Annotated in this window: 14 protein-coding genes; 12 read left to right on the forward strand and 2 right to left on the reverse strand. The window is 70.9% G+C overall.

Translation table 11 applies throughout. The features are described 5' to 3' along the window. Positions 1-67 precede the first annotated feature (67 nt). From DSC45_RS01965 to DSC45_RS02020, 12 genes are all read left to right on the forward strand, one after another. Positions 68-1,441, forward strand: coding sequence for an acylneuraminate cytidylyltransferase (locus tag DSC45_RS01965; protein ID WP_119286393.1), 1,374 nt, complete (start codon positions 68-70; stop codon positions 1,439-1,441). A gap of 56 nt (positions 1,442-1,497) precedes the next feature. Further along, positions 1,498-2,442 carry an N-acetylneuraminate synthase family protein gene (locus DSC45_RS01970; RefSeq protein WP_119286395.1) on the forward strand — a complete coding sequence of 315 codons (945 nt, stop codon included), beginning with the start codon at positions 1,498-1,500 and terminating at the stop codon, positions 2,440-2,442. A gap of 102 nt (positions 2,443-2,544) precedes the next feature. Next, positions 2,545-3,702 (forward strand): hypothetical protein, encoded by a 1,158-nt coding sequence (locus DSC45_RS01975; protein ID WP_119286824.1) that lies wholly within the window; start codon positions 2,545-2,547, stop codon positions 3,700-3,702. 148 nt (positions 3,703-3,850) lie between these two features. Next, on the forward strand, positions 3,851-5,122 hold the full coding sequence (locus DSC45_RS01980; protein WP_119286397.1) for a M20 family metallopeptidase: 1,272 nt from the start codon (positions 3,851-3,853) through the stop codon (positions 5,120-5,122). A 233-nt stretch (positions 5,123-5,355) separates the two neighbouring features. After that, positions 5,356-6,414 carry a BMP family lipoprotein gene (locus tag DSC45_RS01985; RefSeq protein WP_119286399.1) on the forward strand — a complete coding sequence of 353 codons (1,059 nt, stop codon included), beginning with the start codon at positions 5,356-5,358 and terminating at the stop codon, positions 6,412-6,414. Positions 6,415-6,811: 397 nt separating this feature from the next. Next, positions 6,812-7,867 carry a BMP family lipoprotein gene (locus DSC45_RS01990; protein WP_119286401.1) on the forward strand — a complete coding sequence of 352 codons (1,056 nt, stop codon included), beginning with the start codon at positions 6,812-6,814 and terminating at the stop codon, positions 7,865-7,867. A 134-nt stretch (positions 7,868-8,001) separates the two neighbouring features. Further along, positions 8,002-9,606 carry an ABC transporter ATP-binding protein gene (locus DSC45_RS01995; protein WP_119286826.1) on the forward strand — a complete coding sequence of 535 codons (1,605 nt, stop codon included), beginning with the start codon at positions 8,002-8,004 and terminating at the stop codon, positions 9,604-9,606. Continuing rightward, a complete protein-coding gene (locus tag DSC45_RS02000; RefSeq protein WP_119286403.1) occupies positions 9,606-10,742 on the forward strand; it encodes an ABC transporter permease in 1,137 nt (378 codons plus the stop codon). The genes DSC45_RS01995 and DSC45_RS02000 overlap by 1 nt, the downstream gene beginning before the upstream one ends. Beyond that, positions 10,739-11,998 carry an ABC transporter permease gene (locus tag DSC45_RS02005; RefSeq protein ID WP_119286404.1) on the forward strand — a complete coding sequence of 420 codons (1,260 nt, stop codon included), beginning with the start codon at positions 10,739-10,741 and terminating at the stop codon, positions 11,996-11,998. The genes DSC45_RS02000 and DSC45_RS02005 overlap by 4 nt, the downstream gene beginning before the upstream one ends. Further along, positions 11,995-12,408 (forward strand): cytidine deaminase, encoded by a 414-nt coding sequence (locus DSC45_RS02010; protein WP_119286406.1) that lies wholly within the window; start codon positions 11,995-11,997, stop codon positions 12,406-12,408. The genes DSC45_RS02005 and DSC45_RS02010 overlap by 4 nt, the downstream gene beginning before the upstream one ends. Positions 12,409-12,538: 130 nt before the next feature. Next, positions 12,539-13,825 carry a thymidine phosphorylase gene (locus tag DSC45_RS02015; protein ID WP_119286408.1) on the forward strand — a complete coding sequence of 429 codons (1,287 nt, stop codon included), beginning with the start codon at positions 12,539-12,541 and terminating at the stop codon, positions 13,823-13,825. Between the two features lie 155 nt (positions 13,826-13,980). After that, the gene (locus tag DSC45_RS02020; RefSeq protein ID WP_119286828.1) at positions 13,981-14,364 is read left to right on the forward strand and encodes an STAS domain-containing protein; all 384 of its coding nucleotides are present in this window, start codon (positions 13,981-13,983) and stop codon (positions 14,362-14,364) included. Here the strand turns inward: DSC45_RS02020 and DSC45_RS02025 are convergent. Beyond that, positions 14,260-15,273 (reverse strand): sigma-70 family RNA polymerase sigma factor, encoded by a 1,014-nt coding sequence (locus tag DSC45_RS02025; RefSeq protein WP_119286410.1) that lies wholly within the window; start codon positions 15,271-15,273, stop codon positions 14,260-14,262. The two genes, DSC45_RS02020 and DSC45_RS02025, sit on opposite strands and share 105 nt — an antisense overlap. 304 nt (positions 15,274-15,577) lie before the next feature. Next, a complete protein-coding gene (locus DSC45_RS02030) occupies positions 15,578-16,897 on the reverse strand; it encodes an MFS transporter (protein ID WP_119286412.1) in 1,320 nt (439 codons plus the stop codon). Between the last annotated feature and the right edge of the window lie 210 nt (positions 16,898-17,107).

Genomic DNA, 17,107 nt, shown 5'->3' on the forward strand with positions numbered 1-17,107 from the left:
CGCCGAAGAGCCGGCCCGCGCCGCCGGCGCCCACACCCGCACGCCCCTTCTCCAAGGAGACCTGCCCATGACCAGTCCGGAACCCGGAGCCGAGCCGGGCGCCCGCCCGTCCGGCGCACCGGGGCCCCGCCGCGTCCTCGCGGTGATCCCCGCACGCGGCGGCTCGAAGGGCGTACCCGCCAAGAACCTCGCCCTCGTCGCCGGCGTACCCCTGGTGGCCCGCGCGGTGCGCGAATGCCGCGCCACCCGGCTCATCACCGATGTTCTGGTGTCCACCGACGACCCGGCCATCGCCGAGGTCGCCCGGGCCGCCGGCGCCGAGGTGGTCCTCAGGCCCGCCGCCATCGCCGGTGACACCGCGAGCAGCGAGGCCGCCGTCCTGCACGCCCTCGACGCCCACGAGGCGTTGCACGGCTCGCCGGTGGACGTGGTGCTGCTCGTGCAGTGCACCAGCCCGTTCCTGGCCCGCGAGGACGTCGACGCGGTGGCGGCCGCGGTCGCCGAGGGCGGCGCGGACACCGCGGTCACCGTGGCCGCGTTCCACGGTTTCGTCTGGCGCGACAGCGCGGACGAACTGGCCTCCGGCGCCCCCGCCGCGGGTGCACCGAGGCCGGTCGCCGCACAGGGCGCGGTCGCGGGAGCGGGACGCCCCGGTGCCGCCGCCACCGCCGTGGACGGCAGGCCGCCGGTGGCGCGCGGCGGATACGGCGTCAATCACGACAAGTCCTTCCGCCCGCGCCGCCAGGACCGCCCCCAGGACCTCCTGGAGACCGGCGCCGCGTACGCCATGGACGCGGCAGGATTCCGCGACCACCGGCACCGGTTCTTCGGCCGCACCGACCTGGTGCGCACCGACCCCGCCCGGGTCCTCGAGGTCGACGACCCGCACGACCTGACCCGCGCCCGCGCCCTCGCACCGCTCCTCGACCGGCCCGAACTCGCCGAGCGCCCGGGCCGGGACGACATCGACGCGATCGTCATCGACTTCGACGGCACCCAGACCGACGACCGGGTACTGATCGACGCCGACGGCCGCGAGATCGTCGCCGTGCACCGCGGCGACGGACTCGGCATCGCGGCCCTGCGCAGGGCCGGACTGCCGCTCCTGATCCTGTCCACCGAGCAGAACCTGGTCGTGGCGGCCCGCGCCCGGAAGCTCCAGATCCCCGTACTGCACGGCATCGACCGCAAGGACCTCGCACTCAAGCAGTGGTGCGACGAACAGGGCATCGCCCCCGAGCGGGTCCTCTACGCCGGAAACGACGTCAACGACCTGCCCTGCTTCGGCCTCGTCGGCTGGCCCGTCGCGGTCGGCAGCGCCCACGACGTCGTACGCGGCGCCGCCCGTGCCGTCACCACCACACCCGGCGGCGACGGCGCGATCCGGGAGATCGCCTCCTGGATCCTCGGGCCGTCCCTCTCGGGCCAGGGCGCCCGGTGAGCTCCACCCCCGACCACCCCTCCAGCACCACCCATTCACGTAAGGAACCGAACACCATGAGCACGTCCCGCCTCCGCACCCTCGGCAACAAGACCGCGGGCCCCGGCCGCCCCGTCTACGTCACCGGCGAGATCGGCATCAACCACAACGGCGACCTCGACAACGCCTTCGCCCTGATCGACGCCGCCGCCGAAGCCGGCTGCGACGCGGTCAAGTTCCAAAAGCGCACCCCCGAGATCTGCACCCCGCGCGACCAGTGGGACATCGAGCGCGACACCCCCTGGGGCCGGATGACGTACATCGACTACCGCCACCGCGTCGAGTTCGGCGAGGACGAGTACCGTGCCATCGACGAGCACTGCAAGAAGCGCGGCATCGACTGGTTCGCATCGCCGTGGGACACCGAGGCCGTCGCCTTCCTGGAGAAGTTCGACGTACCGGCCCACAAGGTCGCCTCCGCCTCGCTCACCGACGACGAGCTGCTCCGCACCCTGCGCGCCACCGGCCGCACGATCATCCTGTCCACCGGCATGTCGACGCCGAAGCAGATCCGGCACGCGGTCGAGGTGCTCGGCTCCGACAACATCCTTCTCTGCCACGCCACTTCGACGTACCCGGCGAAGGCCGAGGAGCTGAACCTGCGGGTCATCAACACCCTCAAGGACGAGTTCCCGAACGTCCCGATCGGCTACTCCGGCCACGAGACCGGCCTGCAGACGACCCTCGCCGCCGTCGCACTCGGCGCCGCCTTCGTCGAGCGCCACATCACCCTCGACCGCGCCATGTGGGGCTCCGACCAGGCCGCCTCCGTCGAGCCCGGGGGCCTGACCCGCCTGGTCCGCGACATCCGCACCATCGAGGCCTCCCTCGGCGACGGCGTCAAGAAGGTCTACGAGTCGGAGCTCGGCCCGATGAAGAAGCTGCGCCGCGTCACCGGCGTCGTCGCCGAGGCGGAGTCCGGCGCCGAGTCCGCGCAGGCCCCCGAGCCTGTCGCGGTCTGAACGGAAGCCACCACGGTGAAGCCCACCCCCCACGGGCCCGGCACCTCCCAGGCCGCCGGGCCCGTGACCCCCGCCCCCGGCACCGACCGCGGGGCAGCCACCCTGGCCGGCCCGTCCGGCGACCGCACCGGCGGGACGCTCGCCTTCGTCGAGAGTCCCGTCCAGCTGCTCAACGTCCTGGAGTGGGCCCACCTCGACGCCCTGCGCGCGAGTGCGGCCGCGCACACGGGGCGGGAGCCGCACACCGACGGCCCCGACGGCGGCCCGCCGCCCGGCCCCGTCGTGGACCCGCCCCGGCTGGTCGCGGACCTCACCGTCGTCGTGCTCTCACCGACCGACCCGATGACCCGCGGCCAGCTCCGGCGGATGTCCGAGCTCGCGCGCGGCGAGGGCATGCGGGTGCGCTGGGAGGAGGCGCGCGGCGGTGCCACCGCGCCGCTGCGCACCATCGGCGGTCTCGCCGCGGAACTGCGCCGGGCCCGGCGGATCGTCATCGGCGACCCGTTCTCCCGGTACGTGCAACTCCTGCTCACCATCACCCGCGCCGAGGACCTCGTGGTGGTCGACGACGGAACCGCGACCATGGAGTTCATCGCCCAACTCGCCCGCGGGGAGCGCCTGGTGCGCTGGCACCGGCGCGGCGGCAGGACCGGCGCGCGGGACCTCGTGCTCGCGCCGTTCGCGTCCTCCGCGCGCCGCAGGCTCACGCCGTCCGACGGGCGCACCGTCGAGGTGTTCTCGTCCATGCCGGTCGAGCCGCCGCCCGGTGTGACCGTCACGGCCAACGCATTCGCCTGGACACGCGCCCGGTTCGGCCCGCCGCGCATCACCCGCAGCGCCGACCTGGTAGGAACGTCCTTGGTGGAGACGGGAGTTGTCGACCCCGACCGCTATCTGGAGGCCGTCGCCGATCTGGCCCGCACCCACCACGCCACCCGCTACTTCGCCCACCGCCGCGAGAGCGCCGACAAACTGCACCGCCTCGCCACCGAGACCGGCCTCGAGATCGTCCGCCCGGACCTGCCGCTCGAGCTGATCGCCCGCCGCGGACCCATAGGCCGTACGATCCTCAGCTTCCCGTCGACGGTCGTGCACACCCTGCCGCTCGCGCTCGCCGGTACCGGTGTGGAGGTCGCCGTCTGCGACATCGACCCGGCCTGGCTGACCGAACACGCGTCCCCACGCGCACAGGGCTTCCTCTCCGGAGTCACCGGCACGGCCCGTGACGTGCACCGACTGCAGTCCGTACGCACGGTGTGACAGGGAGGCAAATAGAACGGCATACCCTTCCAGGTATACGCCCATGCACAGCCGAGCCCACTTTCTTACGCCAATCCGGCTGAAGTTTTGTTGATCGTGGGTCGGTCGACCCCTGCCTCGGCCTACCCTTCACAGGGTGAACCAACTGATGTCCCGCGAGTCCGACCCCTCGGAAGCCGAGTCCGCAGCCGGAGCAGATCTCCCCGGAGCGCTCCCGGACGGCCTGCGTGCCGAACTCATCGCCTTCCGCCGTGACTTGCACATGCACCCCGAGCTCGGGAACCAGGAGTTCCGTACCACCGCGGCGATCAAGGAGCGGCTCGAGCGAGCCGGCCTCGCCCCACGCGTACTCGACACCGGTACCGGCCTCCTGTGCGACATCGGCGATCCGGACGGCTCCCGTCCGATGCTGGCGATCCGCGCCGACATCGACGCACTGCCCATCCCGGACACCAAGACCGACGTGCCCTATCGCTCCACCGTGCCGGACCGTGCGCACGCCTGCGGCCACGACGTGCACACCACCGTCGTACTGGGCGCGGGACTCGTCCTCGCCGCGCTGCACACCGCGGGCCGGCTGCCGCAGCCGGTGCGGCTGATCTTCCAGCCGGCGGAGGAGGTACTGCCCGGCGGAGCCTCCGAGGCCATCGAGTCCGGCGCGCTCGACGGCGTGGGCCGGATCATCGGCCTGCACTGCGACCCGAAGGTCGACGCCGGACGGATCGGCCTGCGGCACGGCCCCATCACCTCGGCCTGCGACCGCCTCGAGGTCTCGCTCGACGGACCCGGCGGCCACACCGCGCGCCCGCACCTGACCACCGACCTGGTCACGGCCGCCTCCAAGGTGGTCACCGACGTACCAGCAGTGGTCGCCCGCCGTATCGACGCCCGCTCCGGCCTCGCCGTGACCTGGGGCCGGATCGAGTCCGGCCACGCCTGCAACGTCATCCCGCAGCATGCCGAACTCTCCGGTACGGTCCGCTGCCTGGACCTGGACGCCTGGCGGCAGGCCCCCGACCTGGTGCACGGCGCGATCCAGGAGATCGCCGACCTGCACCGCGCCAAGTCCGAGATCAACTACATCCGCGGCGTCCCGCCGGTCGTCAACGACCCGGCCGTCACCGACCTGCTGCGCGACGCGATGGCCCTGCGCCGCGGCGCCCACACGGTCGAGGACACCGAGCAGAGCCTCGGCGGCGAGGATTTCTCCTGGTACCTCGAACACGTCCCCGGCTCCATGGCCCGCCTCGGCGTCCGCCCGCCCGGCGACACCTCCCGCCGAGACCTCCACCGCGGCGACTTCGACGCGGACGAGGAGTCGATCACGGTGGGCGTGGAACTCTTCACGGCGGCGGCGCTCCTTGACGGGTCTTCCACCGCCGGCCAGTCCGGCGGCCCCCTCGGCCTGCCCGGCGACTGAGGACGAGATCCTTCCGGCCGGTGCCCGGGACCTCGCGGCGCCGTGGCCCGGGGCCGTGACCGCCTCCCGCCCCAGGTGGTGACCCTTCGCGAGACGACGCATGATGCAAGCACGGAGGTCCACGAACCACGGTTCGATAACGGAACCCCGAGTCACGTTCCAGCCGATTTCTACGCGCGTTACAGTGCGCCGAACTTGGCGAGGGCCAGGGGGTGTTGAGAAGGAGTGCACTGATGCGTCCCAAGAAGAGGTTCACTCGAGCCGCGGCCTCCGTCGCACTGCTGGCCCTGGCCGCCACCGCCTGCGGCGAGACCAGCTCCGGCTCCGGCAGCGATTCCGACGGCGACAAGAAGGCCAAGGGCATGGCCATCGCGTACGACATCGGCGGCGAGGGCGACCAGTCGTTCAACGACGCCGCGGCCGCCGGCCTCAAGCAGGCCCAGGACGAGTTCGGCTACAAGGGCACCGCGGTCGAGCCCAAGGACGGCGAGTCCGACGCGGACAAGGTCCAGCGGCTCAAGCAGCTGGCCAAGCAGGGTTACGACCCGGTCGTCGGCATCGGCTTCATCTACGCCAACGCCACCAAGGAGGCGGCCGCGGCCCACCCGGACACCACCTTCGGCATCGTCGACGACTCCACGGTCAAGGCGAAGAACGTCGCGTCCCTCGTCTTCAACGAGGAGCAGGGCTCGTACCTCGCCGGAGTCGCCGCGGCGAAGGCGAGCAAGTCGAAGACCGTCGGCTTCGTGGGCGGCGTGGACGTACCGCTGATCCACAAGTTCGAGGCCGGCTTCGCGCAGGGCGTGAAGGACACCGACCCGAAGACCAAGGTCATCACGCAGTACCTCACCGAGACCGCCGAGGAGGGCGGCTTCTCCAGCCCCGACAAGGGCAAGGCGGCCGCAGAGGCGCAGTTGGAGAAGGGTGCGGACGTCATCTACCAGGCCGCGGGTCTGTCCGGCCAGGGCGTGATCGAGGCCGCCGCCAAGGCGAAGAAGTGGGCGATCGGCGTCGACTCCGACCAGTACAAGCAGAAGGCGCTGGCCGGCTACAAGGACTACATCCTCACCTCGGCCACGAAGGACGTGGGCGGCGCGGTGTTCTCGCTCGCGAAGTCGGTCGAGGACGGCAAGCCGCTCACCGGTGAGCAGCGGTTCTCCCTCGAGGAGGACGGCGTCGGTGTCACGGACACGAACCCGAAGTACGCACAGGTCGCGGGCCTGACGGACGCGGTCGAGGCCGCGAAGAAGGACATCATCGCCGGCAAGATCAAGGTCGTCACCAAGCCGTAGGCGCCACATTCAAGCCCCTCCGGCGATTGAGGAGCGGGGTCCGGGGCAGCGCCCCGAAGCCCACAGCGGCGCGCGAGGTCCAGGCACCGGCCTGAAGCCCCTCGTCCTCAATCGCCGGACGGGCTAAAAGATGCCCTCGATCGCCGGGCGGGCTGAGGGTGCCGGGCCGGCTGAGAGCGGCCACGCAGGCCGGGCCCCGCGGTGCCGGACCGCCGAACCCCCAGCACAGCGCAGCGCATTGGCACAGCCCGATAACGGGTTTTCCACCCCCCTTTCACCTCCAGGTCTACGCGCGTTACTCTGCGGCGGAGCCAGCGTCGGCCCCCCATTTGCCCGACGCAGCCGAATCCGCGTCGAATCGGTCCGTGTCGGCGCAGTCGTATAAGGAGCACTACACATGCGCCGGGTTTCCCGAGCAGCGGTCGCAGGTGCGGCGACCGCCGCCCTCGCCCTCACTGTTTCCGCCTGTGGCGGTACGTCCAACGAGTCGTCGTCCGCCGACGGTGACGGCAAGTCCAAGGGCATCGCCATCGCCTACGACGTCGGCGGCCAGGGCGACCAGTCCTTCAACGACGCCGCGTTCGCCGGCATGCAGAAGGCCGAGAAGGAATTCGGCTACGAGGGCAACGACGTGGAGCCCAAGGACGGCGAGTCCGACGCCGACAAGGTCCAGCGGCTGACCTCGATGGCCAAGCAGGGCTACAACCCGGTCGTCGGCGTGGGCTACGCCTACGCGCCCGCCGTCAAGGAGGCCGCGGCCAAGTTCCCGGACACCACCTTCGGCATCGTCGACGACTCCACCATCAAGGCCAAGAACGTCGCCGACCTGGTCTTCAGCGAGCAGGAGGCCTCGTACCTCGCGGGCGTCGCCGCCGCGAAGGCCTCCAAGACCCGGCACGTCGGCTTCGTCGGCGGCGTGGACGTACCGCTGATCCACAAGTTCGAGGCCGGCTTCGCGCAGGGCGCGAAGGACACCGACCCGAAGATCAAGGTCGAGCGCCAGTACCTCACGGAGACCGCGGACGAGGGCGGCTTCACCAGCCCCGACAAGGGCAAGGCCGCCGCCGAGGCGCAGCTCGAGAAGGGCGCCGACGTCGTCTACCACGCGGCCGGCCTCTCCGGTCAGGGCACGATCGAGGCCGCCGCCAAGGCCAAGAAGTGGGCCATCGGGGTGGACTCGGACCAGTACGAGCAGAAGCCGCTGGCCGCGTACAAGAAGTACATCCTCACCTCGGCGACCAAGGACGTGTCCAAGGCCGTCTTCAACCTCGCCAAGTCGGTCCAGGACGGCAAGCCGGCCACCGGCGTGCTGCGCGGCGACCTGAAGTCCGGCGAGGTCGCGCTCTCCGACTCGAACCCCGAGTACGCGAACGACAAGAAAATCCAGGAAGCTGTGAAGAAGGCCGAGGAAGGCATCATCGGCGGCAGCATCAAGGTGCAGGAGAAGCCGTAACAGCAGGGAAACACGCTCGCAGCGGGGTACGGGGAGAGTTGCTCGCCGTGCCCCGTTCGACGACGACAGTCGACCGTTCGCACTAGGGGCACCCCAAAGGACAGGTGGCCCCCCTTTCCCCAGGAGAGTGTGCCATCGTCACGTCCAGCAGCCCGCCGAGTGGCAGTGCCGCTCCCGCCGTGGAGCTCGCGGGCATCACCAAGCGCTTCCCCGGCGTCGTCGCCAACCACGACATTCACCTGAGTGTCCACAAGGGCACCGTGCACGCCCTCGTGGGGGAGAACGGCGCCGGCAAGTCCACCCTGATGAAGATCCTCTACGGCATGCAGAAGCCGGACGAGGGCACCATCACGGTCGACGGCACGCAGGTGACCTTCTCCAGCCCCGCCGACGCCATCGAGCGCGGCATCGGCATGGTGCACCAGCACTTCATGCTGGCCGACAACCTCACCGTCCTGGAGAACGTCGTCCTGGGCAGCGAGAAGCTCGCGGGCATCGGCACCAGGGCCCGTCGCCGCATCATCGAGATCTCCGAGCGCTACGGCCTCGGGGTGCGCCCCGACGCCCTGGTGGAGAACCTGGGCGTGGCCGACCGCCAGCGCGTGGAGATCCTCAAGGTCCTCTACCGCGGCGCCACCACGCTGATCCTGGACGAGCCGACCGCCGTGCTCGTCCCGCAGGAGGTCGACGCGCTCTTCGACAACCTGCGCGAGCTCAAGGCCGAGGGCCTCAGCGTCATCTTCATCTCGCACAAGCTGGGCGAGGTTCTCTCGGTCGCCGACCACATCACGGTCATCCGGCGCGGCACCACGGTCGGCACCGTCGAACCCGCCGAGACGACCACGCGCCGCCTCGCCGAACTGATGGTCGGCAGCGAGCTGCCCACGCCGGAGACCGCCGAGTCCACCGTCACCGACCGTCCGGTGATCCAGGTGGAGGAGCTCAAGCTCACCGCGGACGGCGGCCGCCCGGTACTGGACGACATCTCGTTCACCATCCACGAGGGCGAGATCCTCGGCCTCGCGGGCGTCGAGGGCAACGGACAGACCGAGCTGATCGACGCACTGATCGGACTCGACAAGGCATCGTCCGGTGTCATCCGCCTGGCCGGCGAGGACATCACCGTCTGGGCCACCCGCCGCCGCCGCGAGCAGGGCATCGGTTACATCCCCGAGGACCGCCACCGCCACGGCCTGCTCCTCGAGGCCCCGCTGTGGGAGAACCGCATCCTGGGCCATGTCACCGAGAAGCCCAACACCCGTGGCAAGCACGGCATCTGGCTCGACCCGTCCGCCGCACAGGACGACACCCGGCGCATCGTCGAGGAGTACGACGTGCGTACCCCGGGCATCGACGTGCCGGCCGCCTCGCTGTCCGGCGGCAATCAGCAGAAGCTGATCGTCGGCCGCGAGATGACCCACAAGCCGCGCTTCCTGATCGCCGCGCACCCGACCCGCGGCGTCGACGTCGGCGCCCAGGCGCAGATCTGGGACCAGATCCGCGAGGCCCGGCGTGAGGGCCTCGGCGTCCTGCTCATCTCCGCCGACCTCGACGAGTTGATCGGCCTGTCCGACACACTCCGGGTGATCTACCGCGGCAAGCTCGTAGCGGACGCCGATCCCGGTTCCATCACCCCGGAGGAGCTGGGTTCGGCCATGACGGGTGCCGCGTCCGGGCACCTCGTCGCCGACGAGACCGGCGACACTGCACCGGACGCTCCGGGCAAGGAAGGTGCCTGATGAAGAAGTACGACAGGGTCGGCGAACGGATCGCCTTCGCGGCGGCCGGACCGGCGATCGCCCTCGTCGCCGCCGTGGCGCTGACCTCGGTGGTGCTGCTCGTCTCGGGCAAGAACCCGTTCGAGCCGTACTCGGTGATGTTCGAGCAGGCCACCTTCTCCGACATCCAGGTACTGATCCTCAACGACGCCGCCGGGTACTACATCGGCGGTCTCGCGGTGGCCGTCGGCTTCCGGATGAACCTCTTCAACATCGGTGTGGAGGGCCAGTACCGCCTCGCCGCCATGGTCACCGCGGTGGTCGGCGCCAACGTCGCGCTGCCGGCCGCGCTCCAGCTGCCGATGCTGATCATCGTCGCCATGCTGACCGGCGCCTTCTGGGCCGGCATCGCGGGCATCCTCAAGGTCACCCGGGGCGTCAGCGAGGTCGTCTCGACGATCATGCTGAACTCCATCGCCACCTCGGTGATCGGCTACTTCACCCTGCCGTCCGTCTTCGGCGTCCAGGTCGGCAACAACAAGACGACCGGCGAGATGTCCGAGTCCGGCTGGTTCCCCGGCCTCGACATGGGCGCGGCCGGTGAGCTGTACGGCTTCGTCTTCGTCGCCATCGCCCTCGGCATCGCGTACTGGGTGATTCTCAACCGCACCCGCTTCGGCTTCGACCTGCGGGCCACCGGCGCCTCCGAGTCGGCGGCCGCGGCCAGCGGTGTGGACGCCAAGCGCATGGTGCTCACCGCGATGCTGATCTCCGGCGCGGTCGCGGGCCTCGCGGGCATGCCGATCCTGATGGGCGACACCCACACGTACAGCCTGTCGTTCCCGACCTCGCTCGGCTTCACCTGCATCACCATCGCGCTCCTCGGCCGCAACAACCCGGTCGGCATCGCCTTCGCGGCGCTGCTCATCTCCTGGCTGGACAACGCCTCCGCGGAGCTCGACTACGTCGGCTACGACACCGAGATCGCGGTCATCATGCAGGGCCTCATCGTGATCGCCGTGGTCGTCAGCTACGAGGCGGTACGCCGCTGGCGGCTCCGCGCCCAACAGCGCCGCGTCGGCGAGGAACTCGCGGCCGCCGGATCCGGTGGCAATCCCGGCAACAACGACACCGAGAAGGAGGTGGCGGCCCGATGAGCGCCACGATCCTCTCCAAGCCCTCGGCGGCACCGGCACCCGGTCGCCGCAGGCTCAGTCTCCCGGTGGTGCTGCTGATCATCGCCGGTGTGCTCGTGCTGACCTCGATCGTCCGCCTGATCACGGGCGCGGACGGCATCACCAACACCAGCCAGATGTCCACCGCGCTGAAGCTCGCCGTGCCGATCGGCCTCGCGGGCCTCGGCGGTCTGTGGGCCGAGCGCGCGGGCGTCATCAACATCGGGCTCGAGGGCATGCTGGTCCTCGGCACCTGGTTCGGCGCCTGGGCCGGCTATCAGTGGGGCCCCTGGACGGGTGTCCTGATGGGTATCATCGGAGGTGCGCTCGGCGGTCTGCTGCACGCGGTCGTCACCGTCACGTTCAACGTGAACCACATCATCTCCGGTGTCGCGATCAACATCCTCGCGCTCGGCGCCACCCGGTACGCCTCGGCCTTCGCCTTCGAGGGCGTCCCGCAGGGCACCTCCAAGCAGTCGCCGCCGGTCGAGTCGCTCGGGTCGTTCTCGGTGCCGGGGTTGTCCGACGGCCTCGCGGATCTCAACGACAAGGGCTGGTTCCTCGTCTCCGACCTGGCGGGCCTGCTCGGCGGTCTGGTCACCAAGATGTCGCCGCTGACCCTGATCGCGCTCGCCCTGGTGCCGATCAGCTGGTGGATCCTGTGGCGCACGTCGTTCGGTCTGCGGCTGCGCTCCTGCGGCGAGAACCCGGTCGCGGCCGAGTCGCTCGGTGTGAACGTCTACAAGTACAAGTACCTGGCCGTGATCATCTCCGGTGGACTGGCCGGCCTCGGCGGCGCGTTCCTTTCGATCGTCGCCAACCCCTTCTATCTGGAGGGCCAGACCGGCGGGCGCGGCTACATCGGCCTCGCGGCGATGATCTTCGGTAACTGGATGCCGGGCGGACTCGCCCTGGGCGCGGGCCTGTTCGGCTACACCGACAGCCTCAAGCTGCGCGGCGGTACGGAGAACGTGCACGCGCTGCTGCTGCTCACCGCGATCCTGCTGCTGATCGGGGCGATCTGGCTGCTCGTCCGCAAGAGGTACGTCCCCGCGATCATCACCGTGGTCGTCTCGGCCCTGATGTTCGTCTGGTACCAGACCACCAACGAGGTGCCGACCCAGGTCGTCACCGCCACGCCGTACGTGGTGACGCTGCTCGTGCTCTCGCTGTCCGCGCAACGGCTGCGGATGCCCAGGGCGAACGGCAAACCGTACCGAAAGGGCCAGGGAGCATGACGGACGTCGACTGGGAAGCCCTGCGCACCGCCGCCCGGGACGCCATGTCCCGCGCCTACGTGCCCTATTCGGGCTACCCGGTCGGCGCCGCGGCCCTGGTGGACGACGGCCGGATCGTCGCCGGCTGCAATGTGGAGAACGCCTCGTACGGCATCGGCCTGTGCGCCGAATGCGGTCTGGTCTCCGCGCTGCAGCTCGGCGGCGGCGGCCGCCTGACCCACTTCACCTGCGTCGACGGCAGCGGCGAGACCTTGGTCCCCTGCGGCCGCTGCCGCCAGCTCCTGTACGAATTCGGCGGCCCGGAGCTGCAGTTGGAGACCCCCGAGGGCATCCTGCCCCTCTCGGCCATGCTCCCGCAGCCCTTCGGCCCCGGACACCTCGATCCCTCTCAGCCCGCCCGGCCCCGTTGAGCCCGTCCGGCGCTCGAGGACATCTTTTCCCGAGCCCCGTCCGGCAGGACTTCGGGGAAGGGGCGGTCAGGTGGCCGCGTCCGAACCCCAGCCCCCACCCACCCGCACGATGGAGGGACCCGAGAACCCCATGAACGTCATCGACGCAATCCGCACCAAGCGAGACGCCAAGGAGCTCACGGCCCCTCAGATCGACTGGGTCATCGACGCGTACACCCGAGGCGACATCGCCGACGAGCAGATGTCGGCCCTGGCCATGGCGATCCTCCTCAACGGCATGACCCGCGGCGAAATCGCCCGCTGGACCGCAGCGATGATCAACTCCGGTGAGCGGATGGACTTCTCCTCCCTCACCCGCCCCACCGCGGACAAGCACTCCACCGGCGGCGTCGGCGACAAGATCACCCTCCCGCTCGCCCCGCTCGTAGCGGCCTGCGGCGCCGCCGTACCGCAGCTCAGCGGCCGCGGCCTCGGCCACACCGGCGGCACCCTGGACAAGCTGGAGTCCATCCCCGGCTGGCGCGCGCTGCTCTCCAACCGGGAGATGCTCGACGTACTCGACTCCACCGGCGCCGTGATCTGCGCCGCGGGCGACGGACTCGCCCCCGCCGACAAGAAGCTGTACGCGCTGCGCGACGTCACCGGCACCGTCGAGTCGATCCCGCTGATCGCCTCGTCGATCATGTCGAAGAAGATCGCCGAGGGTACGGGCTCGCTGGTCCTGGACGTGAAGGCCGGCTCCGGCGCCTTCATGAAGACCGTCGAGGACGCCCGCGAACTCGCCTCCACCATGGTCGAGTTGGGCAATGACCACGGTGTCGGAACCGTCGCCCTGCTCACCGACATGGCCACCCCGCTCGGCCTCACCGCGGGCAACGCCCTCGAGGTCCGCGAGTCCGTCGAGGTCCTCGCGGGCGGCGGCCCGGACGACGTCGTCGAACTGACCCTCGCCCTGGCCCGCGAGATGCTCGACGCGGCGGGCCTGTCCGACGCCGACCCGGCCAAGGCGCTCGCCGACGGCTCCGCCATGGACGTCTGGCGCCGCATGATCGCTGCCCAGGGCGGCGACCCGGACGCCGAGCTGCCGCACTCCCGCGAGCAGTACATCGTCAAGGCCCCCGCCACCGGGGTACTGACCCGCCTCGACGCGTACGACGTCGGCGTCGCCGCCTGGCGGCTCGGCGCGGGCCGGGCCCGCAAGGAGGACCCGGTGCAGGCTGCAGCGGGCGTCGAACTGCATGCCAAGCCCGGCGACCACGTGACCGCGGGCCAGCCGCTGCTGACCCTGCACACCGACACTCCGGAACGCTTCGAGCAGGCCGTCGAGGCGCTCACCGAGTCCTACGACATCGCGGCACCCGACGAGGCCGCGCTCGCGCACACACCGCGCCGGATCATCCTCGACCGCATCTCCTGAGCCGCACCGGATCCCGGCGGCCCGGCCCGCCGGGATCATCGGGACCTGCCGGAACCCGGCCCCGCACACCGGGAGTTACGGCCCCCCGTGCCGCCGCCGAGGTCAAGGATTGACGGCGGCCTCGTGCGCGTCCCGTGAAGGCTGCCCACCTGCCGATGAGTTCGCGGCGGCCCGCCGGTCTCCCCTGTGTGAAGGCATCCGAACCGCTCGTAGTGGGCCTCGGCGCCCGGGTCGCCCGGGACGAGGTCCCCCAGCTGTGCGAGCAGCTCATAGCCGGCTTGGCGTCCACCGGTGCCACCGAGGTCGTCTGTGACGCCGGGGGTCTCGTCGCGCCCGATCTGGCCGCCGTCGAGGCGCTCGCCCGCCTGCGCCTGACCGCACGCAGAGCGGGGGCCGGGATGCGCATCCGTGACCCCGACCCCCGCCTGGCGGAGCTACTGGGCCTCGTCGGCCTGACCGAGGTACTCCGGGAACCCGAAGAGCGGGAACCACCGCTTCGTGTCGAGGAAGCAGTGGAACCCGGTGATCCGGCCGCCTGAGGTCTCGATGATCTGCAGGGCCCAGGGCGCCATCCGGTCGGCGTTGTCCGGGTCCGGCTTGTAGTGCGCGAAGGCCGGGGTGCCGTTGGCGAAGGTCGGCAGCAGCTTGGAGCCGCGGCAGCCCGCGCCCTGGTTGACCAGGAAGGCCAGGATGTCGTCGTGGCCCTTGAGCCACAGGTCGAACGGGGGCATCGTCATGATCGCGTCGTCGTGCAGCACGGCGGCCATGGCCTGCATGTCGTACCCCTGGAACGCCGCCATGTAGCGGTTGAGCAGGTCCTTCTGCTCCTCGTCGAGCGGGTCGGCCGGATCGGTGTCCTTGACCGGGGACTCGGAGAGGGTGGCGCGGGCGCGCTGCAGTGCGCTGTTCACCGACGCGACCGAGGTGTCCAGGAGCTCGGCGACCTCATGGGCCCGCCAGGCCAGGACCTCGCGCAGGATCAGGACCGCGCGCTGCTTGGGCGGCAGGTGCTGCAGGGCGGCCACGAAGGCCAGTCGCACCGACTCCCGTGCGACGGCGGTCTCCGCGGGGTCGGCGGTGGACGGCAGGATGCGGCTGTCCGGGACGGGCTCGAGCCAGGTGATCTCCGGCTGGGGGTTCAGTACCGCCGTCGACTGGTGGCTGCGCTCGGTGAGGTCCATGGGCAGTGCGCGCTTGTTGCCCGCGTTCAGCATGTCCAGGCAGACGTTCGTCGTGATGCGGTAGAGCCAGGAGCGCAGCGACGAGCGCCCCTCGAACTTGTCGTACGACCGCCAGGCCCGGACGAACGCGTCCTGCACCGCGTCCTCGGCCTCGAAGCTGGAGCCCAGCATCCGGTAGCTGTACCCGGTCAGCTCCGTGCGGTACTTCTCCAGGCTCGCCTCCAGGTCGTCCTTGCCGACCTTCTGTGCCGCCGCTGCATCAGTCATGGGGTCCGCCTCTGTAAAGCCCTCCGACACCGACACTTCGGAAGCTACAGCAGCGCACTGACACTCGCTCCCGAGGCGGCAAATCCCGTGCGTACGTCTTGACATGGGGATGCGGGAAGCCGCATGTCCGAACGCTTTCGGCGACCGGGACACGTCATGTGCGGGGCGGTTCCGCGTACGGGAGACGGGCGGGCCCGAGCGCGGTGCCGGGCACCGCGCGGGCCCGCCCGCATACCTATGGATCAGGCAGATTTCCGCATCCGACGGTGACCACCGGTGACGGACGGCGACCGCGGCCGGCGGTTCAGCCCGTGGCGGCCACCGGGGCGGCTCGCCGCCGCTCGACCCGCGCCGCGCGCGTCCCGAGCAGCGTGATGCCGGCGACGCCCACGACGGCCAGCAGGCCGAGCAGCACCGTGCCGGACCAGCCCGTCGCGTGGAAGGCCACCGCGCCGAGCGTGCCGCCCGCACTGCTGCCCACGTAGTACGCGGACTGGTAGAGCGCAGAGGCCTGCGCGCGCCCGGTCTTCGCCGTACCGCTGACCGAGGACGACGCCACCGAGTGCCCCGCGAAGAAGCCCGCCGTGATCAGCACCAGACCCGCGAGCACGCTCACCAGGGAGTCACCGAGCGAGAGCAGCAGACCCGCGGCCGTGGTGCCCACACCCAGGTACAGCGCCCCGCGCCGTCCGAGCTTCCCGACGAGCCGGCCCGCCGCCGCGGACGACACCGTGCCGACCAGGTACACCAGGAAGATCGAGCCGACGATGCCCTGCGGGAGCGAGAACGGTTCCTCGACGAGCCGGTAGCCGATCACGGTGTACACCGCGCCGAACACGACCATGAACAGCGCGCCGATCGCGTAGAGCCGGCGGAGCAGCGGGTTCGAGAGGTGCTCGCGCACGGTGCCGAGCAGCACCCGCGGACGCAGCGAACCGGCCTTGAAATGCCGGGGCTTGGGCAGCATCACACGGAACACCACGGCGCAGACGACCGCCATCAGACCGACCGCGGCGAGCGCCGCGCGCCAGCCCCAGGCCTGCGCCACCCAGCCGGTCAGCACCCGGCCGCTCATGCCGCCGATGCTGTTGCCCGCCACGAACAGGCCGATCGCGGCGACCAGGGCCTTCGGCCGTACCTCTTCCGCCAGGTACGCCATCGCGGACGCCGGGAGACCGGCGAGCGCCGCGCCCTGTACGGCCCTGAGGGCCACGAGCCAGCCGAGGTTCGGCGCGAACGGGACGAGCAGGCCGACCACGACCGCGACGGTGAGGGACACGGTCATCACGGTGCGCCGCCCGAAGCGCTCGGAGAGCGCGCTGAGCGGCAGGACGCAGAGCGCCAGTGCCCCGGTCGCCGCGGACACCGTCCAACTCGCAGTGCCGGCGCTCACGCCGAAGTCGGCGGAGACGGCGGGCAGGAGGGCCTGCGTCGAGTAGAGCAGCGCGAACGTCGCGAGACCGGCGGCGAACAGCGCGAAGCTCATCCGGCGGTAGCCGGGGCCGCCGGGCGCGATCCGGGTGTCGGCGGGCGGTGCCGCGGCGGCGGAGGTGAGGGGTTCGGAGGGGGACGAGGTGCGGGCGCCCGCGTGGATGACGGACGCCCCGCTACTGGCAGGAGGCATACGTCGAAGGTAGGACCGCCCCACTAATGCGTCCAATGCATGAACTGCCGATAATCGATGCCATGGTGCATGAGAGCAGATCAGAGCGGCGCGTGTCGCAGAACAGTTACGCAAGCGACATTCCTTCGTCTTCCGCCAGGCCCGCCCGGGCCACCGACCGCGGCGCCGGCGGTCCCGCGGACTGGCCGGCCGACGGAACATCGGCCGGAC

The organism is Streptomyces sp. YIM 130001 (genome assembly GCF_003574445.1).
Lineage (GTDB): Bacteria > Actinomycetota > Actinomycetes > Streptomycetales > Streptomycetaceae > Streptomyces.